15 protein-coding genes are annotated in these 16942 nt (G+C 62.7%); 6 read left to right on the top strand and 9 right to left on the bottom strand.

The features are described 5' to 3' along the window. Positions 1-502: 502 nt before the first annotated feature. From ACLM42_RS00745 to ACLM42_RS00725, 5 genes are all read right to left on the bottom strand, one after another. Complete coding sequence (locus ACLM42_RS00745; protein WP_247910160.1) at positions 503-1306, bottom strand: inositol monophosphatase family protein; 804 nt, start codon at positions 1304-1306, stop codon at positions 503-505. Between the two features lie 2 nt (positions 1307-1308). Beyond that, positions 1309-2649, bottom strand: a complete 1341-nt coding sequence (locus ACLM42_RS00740; protein WP_371820596.1) for a BCD family MFS transporter — start codon at positions 2647-2649, stop codon at positions 1309-1311. A gap of 81 nt (positions 2650-2730) precedes the next feature. Then, positions 2731-4431 carry a TolC family protein gene (locus ACLM42_RS00735; RefSeq protein WP_415399423.1) on the bottom strand — a complete coding sequence of 567 codons (1701 nt, stop codon included), beginning with the start codon at positions 4429-4431 and terminating at the stop codon, positions 2731-2733. Positions 4432-4462: 31 nt separating this feature from the next. Further along, positions 4463-5854 (bottom strand): TIGR03279 family radical SAM protein, encoded by a 1392-nt coding sequence (locus ACLM42_RS00730; RefSeq protein WP_247910158.1) that lies wholly within the window; start codon positions 5852-5854, stop codon positions 4463-4465. Positions 5855-5898: 44 nt separating this feature from the next. Further along, the gene (locus ACLM42_RS00725) at positions 5899-6762 is read right to left on the bottom strand and encodes an undecaprenyl-diphosphate phosphatase (protein WP_415399422.1); all 864 of its coding nucleotides are present in this window, start codon (positions 6760-6762) and stop codon (positions 5899-5901) included. A 96-nt stretch (positions 6763-6858) separates the two neighbouring features. Between ACLM42_RS00725 and ACLM42_RS00720 the strand changes: the two genes are divergently transcribed. The 3 genes from ACLM42_RS00720 to nadB all read left to right on the top strand — a co-directional run bounded on the left by ACLM42_RS00720 (position 6859) and on the right by nadB (position 9822). Further along, positions 6859-7584 carry a DUF3120 domain-containing protein gene (locus tag ACLM42_RS00720; RefSeq protein WP_415399421.1) on the top strand — a complete coding sequence of 242 codons (726 nt, stop codon included), beginning with the start codon at positions 6859-6861 and terminating at the stop codon, positions 7582-7584. Positions 7585-7700: 116 nt separating this feature from the next. Then, the gene (gene psbU / locus ACLM42_RS00715; protein WP_415399420.1) at positions 7701-8078 is read left to right on the top strand and encodes a photosystem II complex extrinsic protein PsbU; all 378 of its coding nucleotides are present in this window, start codon (positions 7701-7703) and stop codon (positions 8076-8078) included. Positions 8079-8184: 106 nt separating this feature from the next. Further along, positions 8185-9822: an L-aspartate oxidase gene (nadB, locus tag ACLM42_RS00710; RefSeq protein WP_247910154.1), complete on the top strand. Its 1638-nt coding sequence runs from the start codon at positions 8185-8187 to the stop codon at positions 9820-9822. A gap of 3 nt (positions 9823-9825) precedes the next feature. Here the strand turns inward: nadB and ACLM42_RS00705 are convergent, their stop codons facing one another. Further along, entirely contained in the window at positions 9826-10767 is a 942-nt protein-coding gene (locus tag ACLM42_RS00705; protein WP_247910153.1) for a vitamin K epoxide reductase family protein, read from the bottom strand. Between the two features lie 97 nt (positions 10768-10864). Between ACLM42_RS00705 and rimO the strand changes: the two genes are divergently transcribed. Next, positions 10865-12262 (top strand): 30S ribosomal protein S12 methylthiotransferase RimO, encoded by a 1398-nt coding sequence (gene rimO, locus ACLM42_RS00700; RefSeq protein ID WP_247910152.1) that lies wholly within the window; start codon positions 10865-10867, stop codon positions 12260-12262. After that, on the top strand, positions 12259-13497 hold the full coding sequence (locus ACLM42_RS00695; protein WP_247910151.1) for an MFS transporter: 1239 nt from the start codon (positions 12259-12261) through the stop codon (positions 13495-13497). Before rimO ends, ACLM42_RS00695 begins: the two co-directional genes overlap by 4 nt. A gap of 4 nt (positions 13498-13501) precedes the next feature. On the opposite strand, the gene ACLM42_RS00690 is transcribed toward ACLM42_RS00695, so the two are convergent. Beyond that, positions 13502-13594 carry a cytochrome b6-f complex subunit 6 gene (locus ACLM42_RS00690; RefSeq protein ID WP_247910150.1) on the bottom strand — a complete coding sequence of 31 codons (93 nt, stop codon included), beginning with the start codon at positions 13592-13594 and terminating at the stop codon, positions 13502-13504. A 142-nt stretch (positions 13595-13736) separates the two neighbouring features. Here ACLM42_RS00690 and ACLM42_RS00685 point away from each other — a divergent pair, with 142 nt between their 5' ends. Continuing rightward, positions 13737-15332, top strand: coding sequence for a B12-binding domain-containing radical SAM protein (locus ACLM42_RS00685; protein WP_247910149.1), 1596 nt, complete (start codon positions 13737-13739; stop codon positions 15330-15332). On the opposite strand, the gene ACLM42_RS00680 is transcribed toward ACLM42_RS00685, so the two are convergent. Continuing rightward, complete coding sequence (locus ACLM42_RS00680) at positions 15329-15715, bottom strand: DUF4346 domain-containing protein (RefSeq protein ID WP_247910148.1); 387 nt, start codon at positions 15713-15715, stop codon at positions 15329-15331. The two genes, ACLM42_RS00685 and ACLM42_RS00680, sit on opposite strands and share 4 nt — an antisense overlap. Before the next feature lie 9 nt (positions 15716-15724). After that, on the bottom strand, positions 15725-16909 hold the full coding sequence (locus ACLM42_RS00675; RefSeq protein WP_247910147.1) for a GNAT family N-acetyltransferase: 1185 nt from the start codon (positions 16907-16909) through the stop codon (positions 15725-15727). Positions 16910-16942: the final 33 nt, after the last annotated feature.

Genomic DNA, 16942 nt, shown 5'->3' with positions numbered 1-16942 from the left:
AAAGAGTGCAAAACAAAATCTCTTTCGTTCAGACTTTCCAGGATCTCAGATCCGGTCGTTGCTCCACTCACTGCACACCGACACAACCGTCAACCGTGAGAGTCGACAATCATGCAAGCAGCAAGCTTCCACAACTAAATAATTTTTGACGGGACCTCACACCCTCACTGCATCTTCGTTAACCACTCACCTCAGCCTCTCAGCCTCAGCTCGCGACTAACGCAGTGAAAGCGTCAGTTCCTAAACGTTCAGTTGTCCAGGTGCTCCAACAACCACACGCTTCTCAGCTCGACCCTCTCAGGTCTCTCGGGTTATCGGTCCGCGGCCTCTCGACCGCTTGTTGAACTTACATCACCGGGTCTCCCCAGTTTTCAGCTCAGAGCGGCATCACTGCCGCCGATCGAACCTACATCACCAAGTCTCCTCGGCTTCCAGTTCGCTGCTCGCTCACCTCGCGGTTTGCTCGCAGCACACAAACATAACACCACTCACCCCCCTGGGGTCAACCTCGGCCCACCAGTGCATCGGCCCACGGCTTAAAGCGCGCCAGGGTTTCGTCGTTTCGCGCCGCCAGCACTGGGAAATTCGCCTCACTCAGGTCTTCCCCCGGCTCCAGCTGGCCCGGATCGCGAACCAACCAGTCCATCGGGCAATTCAGTTCCTGCAGCACCAACCAGGCTGCCGCCAGATCCCAAATCTTCGGCGTGGCCTCCAATGCCGAGATGGTCTGCCCCATCCCCACACTCACCAGGTTCAAGCTGGCCACCCCCAGCAAACGAATCTTCCCGGGGAAGCGCTGATTCGGAAGCTTCTGCAGCACCCCGATCGAACGGCTGCACAGGGAAGCGCAACCCGCCACTTGGTTGCGTGCCGAAGGAGCTCCCAACTTTTTGTCCTTACGCCAGGCACCGCCACCACGAATCGCCACGATCCGTTGACGCAGGGGGGGCACATCCAACACCCCCAACACCGGGACGCCGTTTTCAAAGCGAGCCAGAGAAATCGCCCAATAGGGAATCCCCGCAGCGAAGTTGGTCGTCCCATCCAGTGGATCCACCACCCAATAGGCATCGGAAGTCGGAACCCTCTGGCTCCCCTCTTCACTCAGAACCCCTTCCCCGGGATAAAGCTCCGCCAGGCCCTTGACCAAGGTGGCATCGCTCCAACGGTCGCAAGCGGTAATCAAGCTCCCGTCTGCCTTGGCTTCGGAATCAAGCTGGCCAAAATCCTGGCGCTGTCGCTCGGCCACCTGATCCAGCAGCCCCCCGAGCTGCTCTAACCCCTCTGGCATCGCAAGAGAAAGCATCGTCACCCCAACTCCGCGGCGAGAACACGATCGAGATTGCTGGCGGTATCCGCCCGGAACTGCGTCACGCTGACCCGGCTCAAGAGCACCAAAGCCAAGACAGCGATAGCTGCCTCAAGCAGCAGTACCAGCCCATAGGCCGCGTGCGCTGGCGCGTCGGGCAGGAACCAGCGCGCAGCATCGAGCAACCCACCACCCATGACCTTGCCCAACGCCCGTGAGTAGGCCTGGGCGAGCCCCCACACACCGACGAAGGTGCCAGCAACAGCAGGAAGGGTGAGATCCAGCATCAAAACCAAGGTGGCATTGGTTCCAATCCCTGTCGCCAGTCCAAACAGAAACAGAACGATCCGCAATGCATTGGGGTCAGCCAACACCCCGACACCGGCCAAGAGCAGCAGCGACAACAGAATCAGCTGACAGCCCAGGCGAGCTGCCACGAACTTCCCAAGCTTGGGAACCAGCCAAAGACCTGCGAGAAGTAAGCCCAGCAGTGTTCCCACCCCCCAAACGGCACTCAGCGAAGCCGTCGCCGCAATCGGCAGACCGAACACCTCGGCGCCATAGCTCTCGAGGATCGGGTCCTGCAGGAAGACCGCCAAGGTGAACGCCAGCAGGAAACAGAAAAAGACCAGCACCTGACGGCTGCAGGTGATCAAGCGCCAGGCATCCCCAAGCGTGATCGCATCTTCGCGGTCTTCTGAGCGGCTAATCGCTCTCTGGCTGGCGTGGGGCTCAACCCCCCAGGTGGCAAAGACCGTCAGCGCGAAGACGACCACGGCCACGCGGGCCAAAAATTGGAACAGGACTGGTTCAAGCAACGCTGGATCGCTCACCCCATCGAGCCCCTTCAAGCAGATGCTGGTGGCAATCGCACCCACCACAATCCCCACCGTGAGCAGGCACCAAATCAAGCCGACTGCTCGGGGACGCTCCTCTTCACTCGTCAGATCAATGACCAGCGCCAGGTAGGGGGTCGTCGCTAGGGACACCGCCAGGCCATAGCAGGCCACCACGGCACAGATCGCAGCAATCCCCGCCGCAATCGCACCGGCTTCGCCCGAGCCGAAGGCCGCATGCAGGCGAAAGATCAACGGGATCAGCAGGACAGCCAAGCTGCAAAACAAGGCCGAGCCCAGCCAGATGTATGGGGTTCGGTGTCGCCCCGCCCAGGGCCGGCTATCGGAGATCTGACCAAACAGGATCCTGGCCGGCGCCACAACCTGCTCCAAAGCCAGCGCCCCACCGACAAGCAGACCCGGGAAACCCAACTCCGTGAGCATCACGCGGTTGAGCATCCCGACAAAGATCACCGCCAGGCAGCCCAGGCAGCCCTGGAACAAACCCAGACGGATCAGACGAGGAAGAGGAAGAGACAGCTGCAGTCGCTCAGCTGGTCACTGACGTTAATCGGGGAAATCTCTCTAGGAGCCCTTCGCTGACGGATACGCGGCTTGGCAAGCCGGAGGCAAAGGCTCAGGCGGCACAGGGACGCTGTAGGTGTCGTCCTCCAGCGGTTTGATAGCGCTCAGTTTCGGCGGCTGGCAGATCGCGATCTGATCGAGACCCGTCCGGCGCCGCAACTCCGATAGACCGCTGTTGTAGCTAGCCAGGGCTCTGGCGTAGCGAAGCTGCGCCTGGGTCAAGTCCCGCTGGTTGTCCACCACCTCCCGCTGAGTAGTCACACCGGCCTGAAAGCGAAGGCGCGCCAAGCGAAGTGATTCACGGGCGGAGAGCACCTCTCGCGAGGTCGTCTGGATCGTGCGTGTATTGGCCCGCAGATTATTGAAGCTCTGCTCCACCTGAAAGCGCACCTGATCACGGGTGTCGGCGAAACGGAAGGCGTTTTCCTGGGCCTGTTGCTTGGACTGGCGATATTGAGCCCGGGCCCGGCCGCCATCAAAGATCGACCAGCGCAGATTCAAACCCACCGTGTTGTCAGTGGCCCAGGTTTGACCAGCATCCAGACCACGATCAGGATTCAGACCGGCGAAGCCAAAGGTCCGGCCCGTCACAAAGTTGTTGATGATGCTCAAGAACGGCTGAACCGCACCCAAGGACGCATTGGCGTTGCTGTTCGAAACTGAGATGTCCAGCAGCGCGTTATCCAGCTCTTCTCGGAAGGCGTAAGCGCCGATGATGCTCTCCTGCAGCGAAGGCATCCACACCCCCAATGGTCGGAGGGGCTGCTTGGCTGTCGGGGTGATGTTTTGCGGAAGATCCAACAGACGAGCCAAATCCCGTCGTGCATTCGCCTGTTCTGCCAATGCCTCCGTCAGGATGTTCTGATCACGTGCAAGCTGGGTTTCAGCCTCCAGCACTTCCAACTTGGTGGCTACACCGGCCTGAAAACGGGCCCTGGCGTCCCGCAGGCTGACCACCGAGGCTTGAACGGAGGTCTGACCAATCCGGACATTGTCATCGCTGAGCTGGAGCTCGAAATAAGCCTGCGACGCCTGAAGACGCAAATCTCGCAGGGCAATCAAATACGTGTTCTTGGCCTGTTCAAACGCATCCCGGGCCGCACTGACCTGGGGGACTCGCTGGGGATTGATCAGATCCCAGTTGAAGCCAAGGTTGGCGGTCGCCGCCCAGCGGTTGGTCTGGGTGTTGCCGCCTTCGGTGGCTGAACCGATGGCGTTCGACAAATAGTTGTATTGACGGCCATAGGTCCAAGACGGGAACTGGTTACCCGTCGTGAAGTCAAAGCTGGGGTACCAGGCTGCAATTGTCGCCCTCAGGTTGCTCTGGGCTTGATCCGCCCGACTGGCAACGGCTTTGAGGTTGGGGTTATTGACTTCGGCGAGGTTCTCGACATCCAGCAAGGACAGCGGACGGAGTTCAACGATCTTGACCTGATCGGTCTTGTCTGGCAGAGCCAAGGTCGCCGGAGCCGCCAACCTCTGCAGGGACGGATCAAGCTTCGTGGCGGCAGGCGGCAGCACGGTCGGATCGGACTTCGGGCGCTGCCCTTTCGTGCTGAACGCCGAAGGCAGCGGGACGGCCGGAGGATCGATCAGCTCAAGCTTGGTCGCTGGCTCCGGTTCAGCAGCCAGAACGACGGCGGGAAGTCCAGAGAGCGCAACACCTGTGGCCGCAACAACTGCGTTTACAAGGCGACCCACTGAGCTCTCTAGAAATAAATATGACCGGATCTTAATGATCAGCTTCTGATTCGCCGAGGCAGGCATCCACGATGTCATCCGCCCCATGAACGAGGCGCACTGGCGTCTTCAACTGCGTCGCAACGGCATCGAAGGGTTGATCATCTAAAAAAACGGGTTCTCCCTGCCGCAGCATCACAGCAGGTAGCAGCACTTCATCTCCCAGCTCAGCGCCCGCCAGGCCCTCGAGGAGATCCGATCCCGTCAGCAAACCGGTCACCACCTGGTCTTGCCCCCAGTAAGGGCTCGGCAGCCCATGCAGCAGAACCTCAAGGCCTTCGACTTGATTCAAGCGATCCACCGCCGGCCGCAGGGCTTCTGCCACCAACAGCCCCACCACCCAACTCACCCGACGAGGGGCGTCCAGCGAACGAGGGAGATCCATCGTCGCCTCATCCATCGCCTCCAGAAACGAACGGATGCTCCCCACCCCATTCCCCTCTTGGGGAAGATCCTCGTAGTCGGCCCGATCCGGCAGGGCATAGCCCGCCATCAGGTACCACTCATCCGATAACCAAGCGAAACGGCTGCCGAACTGCTCGCGGAAGCCCTCTTGTAGGCCTTCCACCTGAGCGATCACGCGCTGGGCGCAGGCCCGATCCACCGGGACCAAGCCATCCCCATCGGGCCGGTAGCGGGTCAAGCCCACCGGGACGACCGCAGCAGACAGCACCGCTGGCCAGTCCCCACCCGCAAAGCCAGAGAGGTCCTTCAGGGTCTGCTCAAGGGCCTCGCCGTCATTCAGCCCAGGGCAAACCACGACCTGGGCATGGATCTGCAGCTGGCGCTTCTGGAACCAAGCCAACTGGTCCAGCAGCAACGCCGCCCGGGGGTTCACCAACAACCGGGAACGCAGCTCTGGATGGGTGGCATGGACCGAGACAAACAGCGGAGAGAGGCGCTGCTGCTCAATCCGCTCCCAGTCCGCTGCAGAGAGATTGGTCAGGGTGAGATAAGAGCCATACAAAAAGCTCAGGCGGTAGTCGTCGTCTTTGACGTAGAGACTGCGGCGATGCCCCGGTGGCTGCTGATCGATAAAGCAGAAGGGACAGTGGTTATTGCACTGCTTCAGGCCATCGAATAGCGCCTCGGTGAAGGCCAGCCCGAGGCCCTCATCGGCATCCTTCTCCAGCTCAACCTGATGGACCGTGCCATCGGGGTCCTGCACCTCAAGGCAGAGCTCCTCCTCCCCGACCAAAAACTGAAGGTCGATCAGATCCCTCGGGCGCACCCCGTTGATGCTCAGAAGGCGATCACCCGGCTGGATTCCCAGCTCGTCACCAATCGAATCGGCTTCCACCCGATCGACCACCGCCGGTGCAGGCAGCCTGATCTCTCCTTCTGTCTCGGCGAGGACGACCCCGACCGAAGGCTCATTCCACACCGACCGCTACGGCTCTACTTCCTCCAGTTTGAGACGCAGGCGGTTCAGGCCACGCTTCGGGCAGCCCAAAGGATCACCCCCAGGCCAAAAAAGACCCGGTAGCCCACGAACCACCAGGTGCTGTGGTTCTGCAGAAAGCGCAGCAACCACGCGATGGCCAGCCAGGACACCACGGCCGAGGAGCCAATCCCCACCAGCAAGGGCAAGGCGCCACCGGCAGCCGGCTCCGAAAACGCGTCCTTGAGCTCCACCAACCCGGCCAGGCTGATGGCCGGGATCCCGAGCAAAAACGAAAAGCGGGCTGCTTCCGAGCGCTTCCAGCCATCAAACAAAGCAGCCGTCAAGGTGCTTCCGGATCGAGAGACTCCAGGAATGAGGGCCAGAGTTTGAGCCAGACCCACCAGCCAGCCGTCGCGCACCACCACATCAGAGAGCACGCGGCGCCGGCTGCCGCAACGTTCGGCCAGTCCCAGTAGCAAACCCATCACGATCGACACGATTCCGATCGAAGTCAAGCTGCGGAGGGGGGACTGATCAAAGTCGGAGACAAACAACTTGATGCCCAGACCCGCCACCAGAATCGGCAAGGTCCCCCAAAGAATCGCCTGACCCAAGCGAGCCTCTGGGGTGTCCCAGCGCTGGCTGAGCCAGGCCTGCCAGGAGGCCTTGATCACCTGCCTGAGGTCCTCGCGGAAAAAACCGATCACCGCGGCAATGCTTCCCAGCTGAATCACAGCGGTCACCGCCACACCCGGATCGCCCCAGCCGAGCAAGACAGGCACCACCTTCAGGTGTGCCGTACTGCTGATGGGCAAGAACTCCGTCAACCCCTGGACCACCCCGAGCACCAAGAAGCGCCAACAGGCCTCCAGGACCCCCAACGACTCAGTGGGGGTCAGGGTGGTCACGGCAGAGCGACAAGGTTCAGGCAGACCTTATGCGCTCGGGCAGGGATTGAGAAGCCGCATACCCTTTAAGGTTGGACACCTTTCGTTACAAGCGTTGTGCTCGGGGTGCAGCCCAGCCTCACCACAGGGATGCTGACCCCAGCACCGCAGAGCCGCGTCTCCGGCGCCAAGGGCTGGGGCCTCTGGCTTTCGGGTTGCCTCTTGGTGGCACTACCGGTTTTCCTGCAAGCGCCCTGGGTGCGCCTGGCGCCCTTCAGCGCTGCCCTCTTCACCGCCCCCCTGCTCTTCCTGGGGATCGCCCTCTCCGGACACCCCCAGCAGCGTTGGAGCACCACCGGCACCTTGCTGGTGGGCTTCAGCGGCAGCTGGCTGGGTGGCTGCCTGTTTTGGGGCTGGTGCCGCCTCCACCCCCTCTGGCACCTGCCGATTGAGGCCTTTGCCCTCCCCCTGGCCCTCGGGGGCCTTCGCACCCGCTGGCGATTAGCGGCCAGCTTCTATCTCGCCTCTTTGGTTGGAACCGCCGTCACCGACGGGGTGATGGCGATCACCGGTGTGATGCGCCACTGGACCGAGGTCCTCAACGCACCGATCGATCAAGCCACCGCTCTGCTCCATCAGGCCGCCCTCGGCGTTCTGGAGCCCATGCCCCTCGGGGTCACCCTGCTGGCGGGCGCTGTGCTTCTGAACCTTTGCCGCCGCTACTGGCACCACCCAGATGGGGCCTGGAGAGTCGCCGCGTCAGCTATGGCCACAACCCTTGCGGTGGATGGACTTTTTCTGGCCGCCTCCCTCTGGTCGCCCCACTGGAGTGGGCTCATCTGAAGAACTGCAAAAGCCTCCGGTGATGCCCGCGGCTCGAAGGACCGCTCCCTGTAGGTTTGCAGGGCTGGCTGCAAGGCAGCCCTCTCCCTGTGGTTCCCGTTCAGACGGAGTTATCAATGAAACGGCTGGTTTCGTGGCTCATTAGTGGAGTGCTGATGGCCGGCCTGCTCCTCAGCCTGATCATCGCTCCCGCAGCTCAGGCCGACTCACTGCGCAACGTCGCGGACGACAAGATCACTGAGCGCGGCGACAAGATTGACCTGAACAACTGCTCGGTCCGCCGCTTCCAGGCCTTCCCTGGGATGTACCCCACCCTGGCCGGAAAGATTGTGTTGGGTGGCCCTTACAACAGCGTTGACGACCTCCTCAACCTCGACCTGACCGATCGTCAGAAGGAATTGGTTGAGAAGTACAAGGGCAACTTCACCGTGACCCCACCGTCCATCGCCCTCAATGAAGGCTTCGATCGCATTAACGACGGCCAATACCGTTGATTGCTTAGGCGTTTCAAGCGCACAGCTGAGGTCTAGATTCCGCAGCCGGTGACCGCCGTCGGGCCATCCCGACGGCTTTTTTGTTGCCTCAGTCAGTCCAAGCCTGATGCCGTCCATCCCCTCCAATTGGGACGTAATCGTGGTGGGCGGGGGCGCCGCAGGCTTAATGGCCGCCCTCGAATTACCCGAGGGACTCAGCGTGCTGCTGCTGAGCAAAGACCGCGCTCCACGTTCGGCCAGCCGCTGGGCCCAGGGTGGAATCGCAGCGGTGACCAGACCCGAGGACAGCTTCGAAAGCCATCTGGAGGACACCCTCAGGGCCGGGGCTGATCTCTGCGACCGCCCTGCGGTGGAACTGCTCGTGCGCGAGGCCCCGGCCTGCGTCGAGCGGCTGCTGGAGCTGGGGATGGACTTCGACCGCCAGGACGGAGGCCTGAGCACCACCCTGGAGGCCGCCCACAGCCACCGCCGAGTCCTGCACGCGCAAGACCGCACGGGCGGAGCACTGGTCGACGCCCTGGAGCGCAAGGTGCTGCAGCGTCCTGGGTTGCAACGCATCCAGGGAGGACTGGCCCTTCAGCTCTGGATCAGCGAGGGCCAGTGCCGCGGCCTTCAGGTCCTGGTGGAGGGGACGGTCCAATGGCTCCAATCCCGCGCGGTGGTGCTGGCCACCGGCGGCGGCGGTCATCTCTTTGCCAACACCACCAACCCCAAACAGGCCAGTGGCGATGGCATCGCCATGGCCTGGCGAGCCGGCGCTGCGGTTCGGGATCTGGAGTTCATCCAGTTCCACCCCACAGCCTTGATGCTGCCGGAAGCCCCCCACTTCCTGATTTCTGAGGCGGTGCGCGGTGAAGGTGCCCGGTTGATTGACGACCAAGGGGAGAGCCCCGTCAGCCAGCTCAGCGGTGCCGATCTCGCTCCGCGCGATGCCGTCAGTCGAGCCTTGGTCCAGCGCATGCGTGAGCGGCAGACCCCTCACCTCTGGCTCGACCTCAGGCCCGTCGGGACCAGCAAGCTGGAGCGGCAATTCCCGACGATCCTGGGGCGCTGCCGTGAACTGGGTCTCGAGCCCACCCAAGCCCCAATCCCGGTGGCACCCGCAGCCCACTACTGCATGGGAGGCATCCGCGTCGATGCCCGCTCAGCCACAACCATCCCTGGGCTCTACGCCGTGGGGGAAGTGGCCAGCAGCGGGGTCCATGGCGCCAACCGTCTGGCCAGCAACTCACTCATGGAATGCCTCGTCTACGCCCGCCAACTGCGCGAGATCGAGCTCTCCCCAGCCGCGCCAGCCACCCTCGAGCCTCTGGTCAAGGCCTCCAGAACAGACCACCCGGCCAACAGCCTCGAAGCCATCGAGCGGCAAACCGAGCAACTGCGCAGCCTTTGTTGGCAGGTGGCCGGCGTGGAGCGCAATGGTCACGCACTGCTGGAGGGCTACCGCGCCTGCCAGCAGCTCGAAGGCCAACTCAGCGCTCAGCCACTGCTCCAGGCCCTCCAGGCTCTGGGGAAAGAACAGGAACTGCAACTGCCTCAGGGGCAGGTCCGTTGGATCAGCAAAGCCCACGACCTGCAGCAGCGGGCCACCGTGGCCGCCCTCCTCATGGAGTCAGCGCTATTTAGAACCGAGAGTCGTGGAGGACACTTCCGCGTCGATGCCCCCGCACGCCAGCCCTTCTGGCGGAGACACAGCCTTCAGCGCCAGGGCCTCAGCATCAGCACAGAGGCCTTAGCGGAATAACCGCTACTTCAGATCCGGACCGCTGTAGCCACTGGACTCGGCCAATTTCGCCAACGGTTTGACGCCGGAATCGAGCTGGCCATTGATCTCCCAGGTGGGATACCCCTCGATCTTCTTCGCCTCACAAAGCTCCCGCTGGTTATCGCGGCCATCGGGAGCGCACTCGATCACGGTCAGTTTTTCGCTGGCCTGCCGACCAAACAGCTCCTTCTGGTCGTGGCAATGGGGGCACCAGTAAGCGGTATAGAGCTTGGCGCCAGTGGCCGTGAGATGTTCAGCCAGGGCGATCTGGCCCACTCCGCTTTCGCTGCGAACCGGAGGCGACACTCCCGGTGCGCTGTCAACGACAGGGCGGCCGACTGATGCGGCCCAGCCCAAGCCAATGACCCCAACCAACAGTGCCGTAATCACACCGCTGAAGATCAGCTGACCCCGATCCTCCCAATCACCGCCAATCAGGCTGAGGACAAATAACGCTGTGCTCAGACCCGCCGAGAGGATGCAGAAAGGGCAGCAATCGCGGATGCCAAAGGCCATCACCCCCAGCAGAACACCGCTAAACACGGCCATCGCCGTGCTCAAGAGGAACAGCCCCCACCAGCTCTTCTGACCGAAGCTGACCCTCAGATCGCCCTGCAGCACGAGCGGGACGACGGCCATGAACAGGACCGCGCCGTAGCCCAACAGGCCGAACAGAGCCAGGGGCTGGCCAAAGAGAGACCCCCAAGCACTGGAGAGCACTTTCTCGCAGCCATTGCAGCCAAACAGCCCCGTCGAACTGCAGCTCAGAACCTCGATCCAGCCCCACTTGCTCAGGGTGATCGAGCCGGTGTCAATCACGCCGATGGTGGCCAAAACGGCCATCACCACCCGAACCCACCGCCGGCCGCCATCGCCGCGTCGGCGCTGGCTTCCAAGACGCTCACTCAGGCGTGATGAGCTCACGGCGTAGGTCCCTTAAGGCTGTGGGAATTGTGGCAGGGATCCTGATCAGTAGGGTTAGGGATTGGCCAGCGCGCGGCCCTACCACTTGAGTTCATCCATGACCGATAGCGCCCGCAAGAGCACTGGCAAAACCGTTGCGTTCGCACATCTGGGCTGCGAGAAAAACCGCGTCGATACCGAGCACATGCTCGGGCTGCTAGCGGAGGCGGGCTACGGGGTCAGCGCCGATGAAGCCGACGCCAACGTCGTCGTGGTCAATACCTGCAGCTTTATCCAGGACGCCCGGGAGGAGTCGGTTCGCACCCTGGTGGAGCTCGCCGAGCAGGGAAAGGAGCTGATCATTGCGGGCTGCTTGGCCCAGCACTTCCAGGAGGAACTGCTCGAAAGCCTGCCGGAGGCCAAGGCCATCGTCGGGACGGGTGATTACCAACACATCGTCAGCGTCCTCGAGCGGGTGGAAGCGGGCGAGAGGGTGAACCAGGTCAGCGAGAACCCCACCTTCGTGGGCGACGAGAACCTGCCCCGCTACCGCACCACCAGCGAAGCGGTGGCCTACCTCAAGGTGGCGGAGGGCTGCGACTACCGCTGCGCGTTCTGCATCATTCCCCACCTGCGCGGCGACCAACGCTCCCGCACGATCGAGAGCATCGTGGCCGAGGCGCGGCAGCTGGCCGCCCAGGGCGTGCAGGAGCTGGTGCTAATCAGCCAGATCACCACCAACTACGGTCTCGATCTGGCCGGCAAGCCGCAGTTAGCCGAGCTGCTGCGGGCCCTTGGAGAGGTGGAGATCCCCTGGATTCGCGTCCACTACGCCTACCCAACAGGATTGACGCCTGAGGTGCTGGCGGCCTATCGGGACGTGGCCAACGTGCTGCCCTACCTGGATCTGCCGCTGCAGCACAGCCATCCGGATGTCCTTCGCGCGATGAATCGCCCCTGGCAGGCCGATGTCACCAACGGCGTCCTGGCGCGGATTCGCGAACAACTCCCCGACGCCGTGCTGCGAACGACGTTCATCGTCGGCTACCCCGGCGAAACAGAAGAACAGTTCCAACACCTGCTGGACTTCGTCTCCGAGCAGCGCTTCGACCACGTGGGGGTCTTCACCTTCTCGCCCGAGGAGGGGACCCCGGCCGCTGAGTTACCCAACCAAGTTCCAGCGGAGATCGCTGCGGAGCGCAAGGACCGCCTGATGGCCCTGCAACAGCCAATTGCCGCCGAGCGCAATGGCGCTTGGGTGGGACGAATCGTCGATGTCCTGATCGAACAGGAGAACCCCAGCAGTGGGGAAATGATTGGTCGCTGCGCTCGCTTTGCCCCCGAAGTGGATGGCGAAGTGCGGGTGATGCCTGGAGAAGGCGGGCTCTGCGCTGCGCCAGGAACGATGGTTCCGGTTCGCATCACGGCCGCTGACACCTACGACCTGATTGGCGAGGTGGTGGGAGCCAAGGCCATGGTCAAAGACGCCCTCTCTGTGAAACGGGCCCAGTCTTGATCCAGCGGGGACTGAAGCGCCTACAAGGGCGCCTCACGCGTCATCAACGCACCACCTTTCTGCTGGCCTCTGGCATTAGCACCGCTGGATCCTTTGCCGGACTGACCGCCAAGGGCTGGCTGCTGATGGAGGGGGCCGAAAACCCCTTTTTGCTGGCGCTCAACTTCGCCATGCTGACCCTGCCGACGCTGGTCATCAGCGGGCCGGCCGGGGTAATGACCGACCGGCTGGGTAGTGAGAGGGTCCTCATTCGCGCCCAATGGGGGCTCCTGATCGCCGCTGTTCTCGGGGCCATCGCCATTCCCTTGACAGTCGGGCCAGAGCAGGACGTCCTGCTGCTGCTCAGCACCTTGGGCATTGGGATCGCCAGCACCTACGAACTGACGGCACGCAACAAATACGTCGCCTTGCTGGTGGATGAGCCCGAGCAGCTCGGCCCTTACCTGGCCAGCTTCTCGGTGATCTTCAACGTCGGCAAATTGGTGGGCCCTCCCCTGGGGGGACTCCTGCTGGCGACCACCGGGCCCACCCTGGCCCTCAGCTTGGATGCCGCCACCTATCTCTTCCCGATCCTCACCCTGCTCTGGCTGATGGCTCCCCATCGCGAGCGCGAACGCAGAAGCCAGAAAGGCCAGGCCGCCAACCTCTTGACCGCCTGGCGGGATTGCGGCGCGCGCCTGCGGCACGTCCTGAGTTTCACCGCCGCGGCCTGCCTGGTGGGCTTCTTCCACCCAGGGCTAGCCCCGCTCATGGCCCTGGAACTCCTAGGCCCAAGCCCCATGGCCCTGGGGCTCTTCACCAGTGTTCTGGCCTGCGGCAGCATCTGCGGCGGAGTCCTTCTGCAGCGTCATGCCGCGGCCATCAGCCGCCGTCCCGGCTGGCTGCTCGGCAGCACGACGCTCCTGACAGCCCTGGCCCAACTGGGTTTATCGAACCAAGCCGGCCTCGCCTGGGGATTGGCGATGGCTTTCCTGATCGGCGCCGGCACCGCAAGCCTGTTGGCGGGCACCAATCTGATCATCCAAGTGCATGCACCCCAGGTTCTCCGGGGACGGATGGCAGGCCTTGGTCAGATCGCCTTCTTGGGAGGGGGTGGACTAAGCGGCCTTGCGGCAGCCTTTCTGACTGAAACGCTGCCTGGTGGCCTCTGGGGCTGCCTAGCCGTGCTTGGCAGCCTCGGAGCAGTCCTCGGTGTCTGGGAGCTGTTGAACAACCGCAAACTGCGGCTCAACTAACGGCTCAGATGAGCTTGATTCCGCGCAGCACGAACGAGATGGCTGCAGCGGCCACCAAACCGCCACCGACCATTGCCAGATAGATCACGGGGCCCATGGACCTGAGGTTGCAACTGAGCGCTATTACAGCAGAAACCAGCCCGCCCCCCGGCCACTCGGCCTAGGCTGGACGCCATTAACTCGGATGTCCCTGTTGGGGACAGCCGTTCCACGCATCTCACTGGAGACCACCGAACGGCATGAACACCCTGTTCATCTACCCCGAGTTTCCAAAGACCTTCTGGAGCTACGAGAAAATTCTCGAGCTCGTGAACCGCAAGGTTCTCCTCCCTCCCTTGGGGATGGTGACGGTGGCCGCACTGCTGCCGCAGCACTGGCCGATGAAGCTGGTGGACCGCAATGTTGAAGAGGTCAGCGAAGCCGACTGGGATTGGGCTGAGCTGGTGGTCATCTCCGGGATGATCGTGCAGAAGGCCGACATGGCCGCGCAAATTGCCAAGGCCAAGGAACGGGGTCTGCCCGTTGCCGTTGGAGGCCCCTTCGCCAGCTCCACACCCGATGCCCCTGAATTGGGCTTGGCGGACTTCAAAGTGCTCGATGAGGGTGAAATCACCCTGCCGATGTTCATCGAGGCCATTGAAAAGGGTGAAGCCGGCGGCCGTTTCAGCGCAAACGGCGAAAAACCGGACGTGACCAACACGCCGGTGCCGCGCTTTGACCTGCTGAAACTCGATGCCTACGACTCCATGAGCGTGCAGTTCTCCAGGGGCTGCCCGTTCCAGTGCGAGTTCTGCGACATCATCGTTCTCTACGGCCGCAAACCCAGGACCAAGACGCCTGAGCAGCTGATCGCCGAACTCCAATACCTCTACGACTTGGGCTGGCGGCGCTCGATCTTCCTGGTCGATGACAACTTCATCGGCAACAAGCGCAACGCCAAGCTGCTGCTGCCGGCCTTGAAGCAGTGGCAAATCGAACGGGGCTATCCCTTCAGCTTCGCGACTGAGGCCTCGGTCGATCTGGCTGCCGATGAGGAGCTGATGCTGATGATGGCCGAAGCCCGCTTCGACTCGGTCTTCCTCGGCATTGAGACCCCCGATGAGGCGAGCCTCTCGGTGGCAGGAAAACACCAGAACACCCGCAGCTCCCTGGAAGAAGCTGTGGACCGAATCAACTCCTATGGCCTGCGGGTCATGGCCGGATTCATCATCGGTTTCGATGGTGAGAAAGCCGGAGCCGGCGATCGGATCGTCGAGTTCGTCACTCGCACCGGGATCCCCGCCGCAATGATGGGGATGCTTCAGGCCCTACCCAACACCGGCCTCTGGCACCGGCTTGAGAAGGAAGGCCGGCTGATTCAAGAGAAGGCCGACGCCAAGGGGGTCAACCAGACCAACCTGCTCAACTTCGTGCCCACCCGGCCGATTCGCGACATCGCCAACGAATACGTCGACGCCTTCTGCCGGCTTTACGAACCCAACGCCTACATCGATCGGGTCAAGCACTACTACCTGAAGATGGGCAAGCCGCGCTGGCAGGAATTCGTGCCGGCAACCTTCGGCAAGGCCTCCCTACCCGCCTGGACTGATGTGCGGGCCTTGCTGATCGTGCTCTGGCGTCAGGGCTTCAAGCGCAACACCCGTGTTCGCTTCTGGCTCTCCCTGCTGGAAGTCGCACGGAAGAACCCCGCTGTTCTGGAGCAGTTCCTTGTGGTGCTCGCCCACAACGAACACTTCATGGAATACCGCTCCGTGGTGACCGAAGAAATCCAAGATCAGCTCGCAGCACTCCCCCCCGAGCCCCCGACGCCAACCCGCGAACTGCAGCCGGCTTAGTCCTGGATGTAGGTAACCCCGGTCTCCAGGGCTAGCTCCGCTTTCTGCAGTTCACGGCCCAGATAGAGGGCGTGATCAAGGCAACTCAGGGGATGGGGTCCGTCCCCCTCAGTCAGGGCCATGCCCAACTCCTTGGCACTGCGTCCGCGGTAGATCGCCACCGGAGCACGGGGCCCCGCCCCCTTGCAGCTGATCACTTCACCGGTCTCCGGATCCGTGGCCAGACCACGGTCATCAATCGCATTGCTGTAGTGCTCCGCGATCAGCTCCCCAGCCTCGGGATCCAACTTGATCAGGAAATAGCCAGCGGGATCCAAGGCGATGAAGCGCTGCGAGAGCCCCTCATCAAGGCTGCGGCGCTGCTCTAGAGAAAACGGGCTCATGGGCGGATGCTACGCAGCCGAATCGCTCAGAGATCGCGTCGTGCCCGTGAAGGGAAGCTCTGCATTGACCGCCTCAATCTGACTGAGCTGCTCGCGATTGGCCTCCGGCAACCAGCGCCGAGCGATGGCATCAAAGGGCTCGTAGTACCACCGGTGCAAGGAGGCATGGGAGCGGGCGACAAAACCGCGGCGGCGCTTGTGGCTTCCCCCCGCACCGGGGTCAAAACGCTGGATGCCACGGTCAATGGCCCACTCGATCGGGGCGTAGTAGCAGACCTCGAAGTGGAGGTTGTCGATCTCCTCGTCGCTGCCCCAGTAACGGCCCCAGAGTTGATCCCCTGCGTGCACGCACAGCGACATCGCCACCGGATCGAGGGGATCGCCGCGATGGGCACTGAAGAGCACCAGGTGTTCCCGCAACTCCGCCGCCGCCTCATCAAAGAAGGCTTCCGTGAGGTACTTGCTCCCCCAGGGCCCCCAACGGGCGCAATGCTGGGCATAGAAGTGGTGCATCCGCTCCAGCATCTCGCCGGGAAGGTCAGCTCCCGCCAGGGGCGTCACCGTGATCCCCGCGCGCTCCACCGCCTTGCGCTCGCGCTTGATGTTGCGCCTCTGGTTGGCGTTGAAGCTCGCGAGGTAGTCATCGAAGCAGCCATAGCTCTGGTTGCTCCAGAGGCTCTGCTGGTTCAGCCAGGTGGCGCATCCCGACGCCTCAGCAAGGGCCTGCCACTGGGGATCGGCGTAGAGGAAGTTGCAGCTAAAGATCTGATGTTCGGCGCAGAAGCGGTCAATGCACTGCATCAGCACTGCGGTGATCTGCTGGGCGTCCTCGCCACCTGCAGTGAAGAAGCGGTAGCCCACGACTGGACTCAAGGGGCTCATGCCCAGCAGCTTGGGGTAGTAGCGCTGCCCAAGCTGGGCGGCCAGCTCCGCAAAGGACTGGTCGAAGACGAACTCGCCGTAGCTGTGCCCTTTCAGGTAGAGCGGAGCGACAGCTATCAGGCGATCATCACGCCAGAGACTCAGGTGACAGGGCTGCCAACCCTGCCGAGGGGCAACACTTCCGGATCGCTCCAGGCCAGCCAGCCAACGCCAGGAGTAGAAGGGGAGCCCAGCCGCCTCCGTCAGGGCCTGCCAATGCGCCTCGGGGATCTCTTCAATCGAACGGTGCCAGCGAACAGTGAGCTCGGCCATCAGCTCAAAACCAGGAGGCAGGCAGCGGGCAGA

It is taken from the genome of Synechococcus sp. W4D4 (assembly GCF_047716805.1).
Classification (GTDB): Bacteria; Cyanobacteriota; Cyanobacteriia; order PCC-6307; family Cyanobiaceae; genus Vulcanococcus.
Note: the sequence above shows the minus strand (reverse complement) of the source record. Positions and strands in the feature narration are given on the sequence as shown.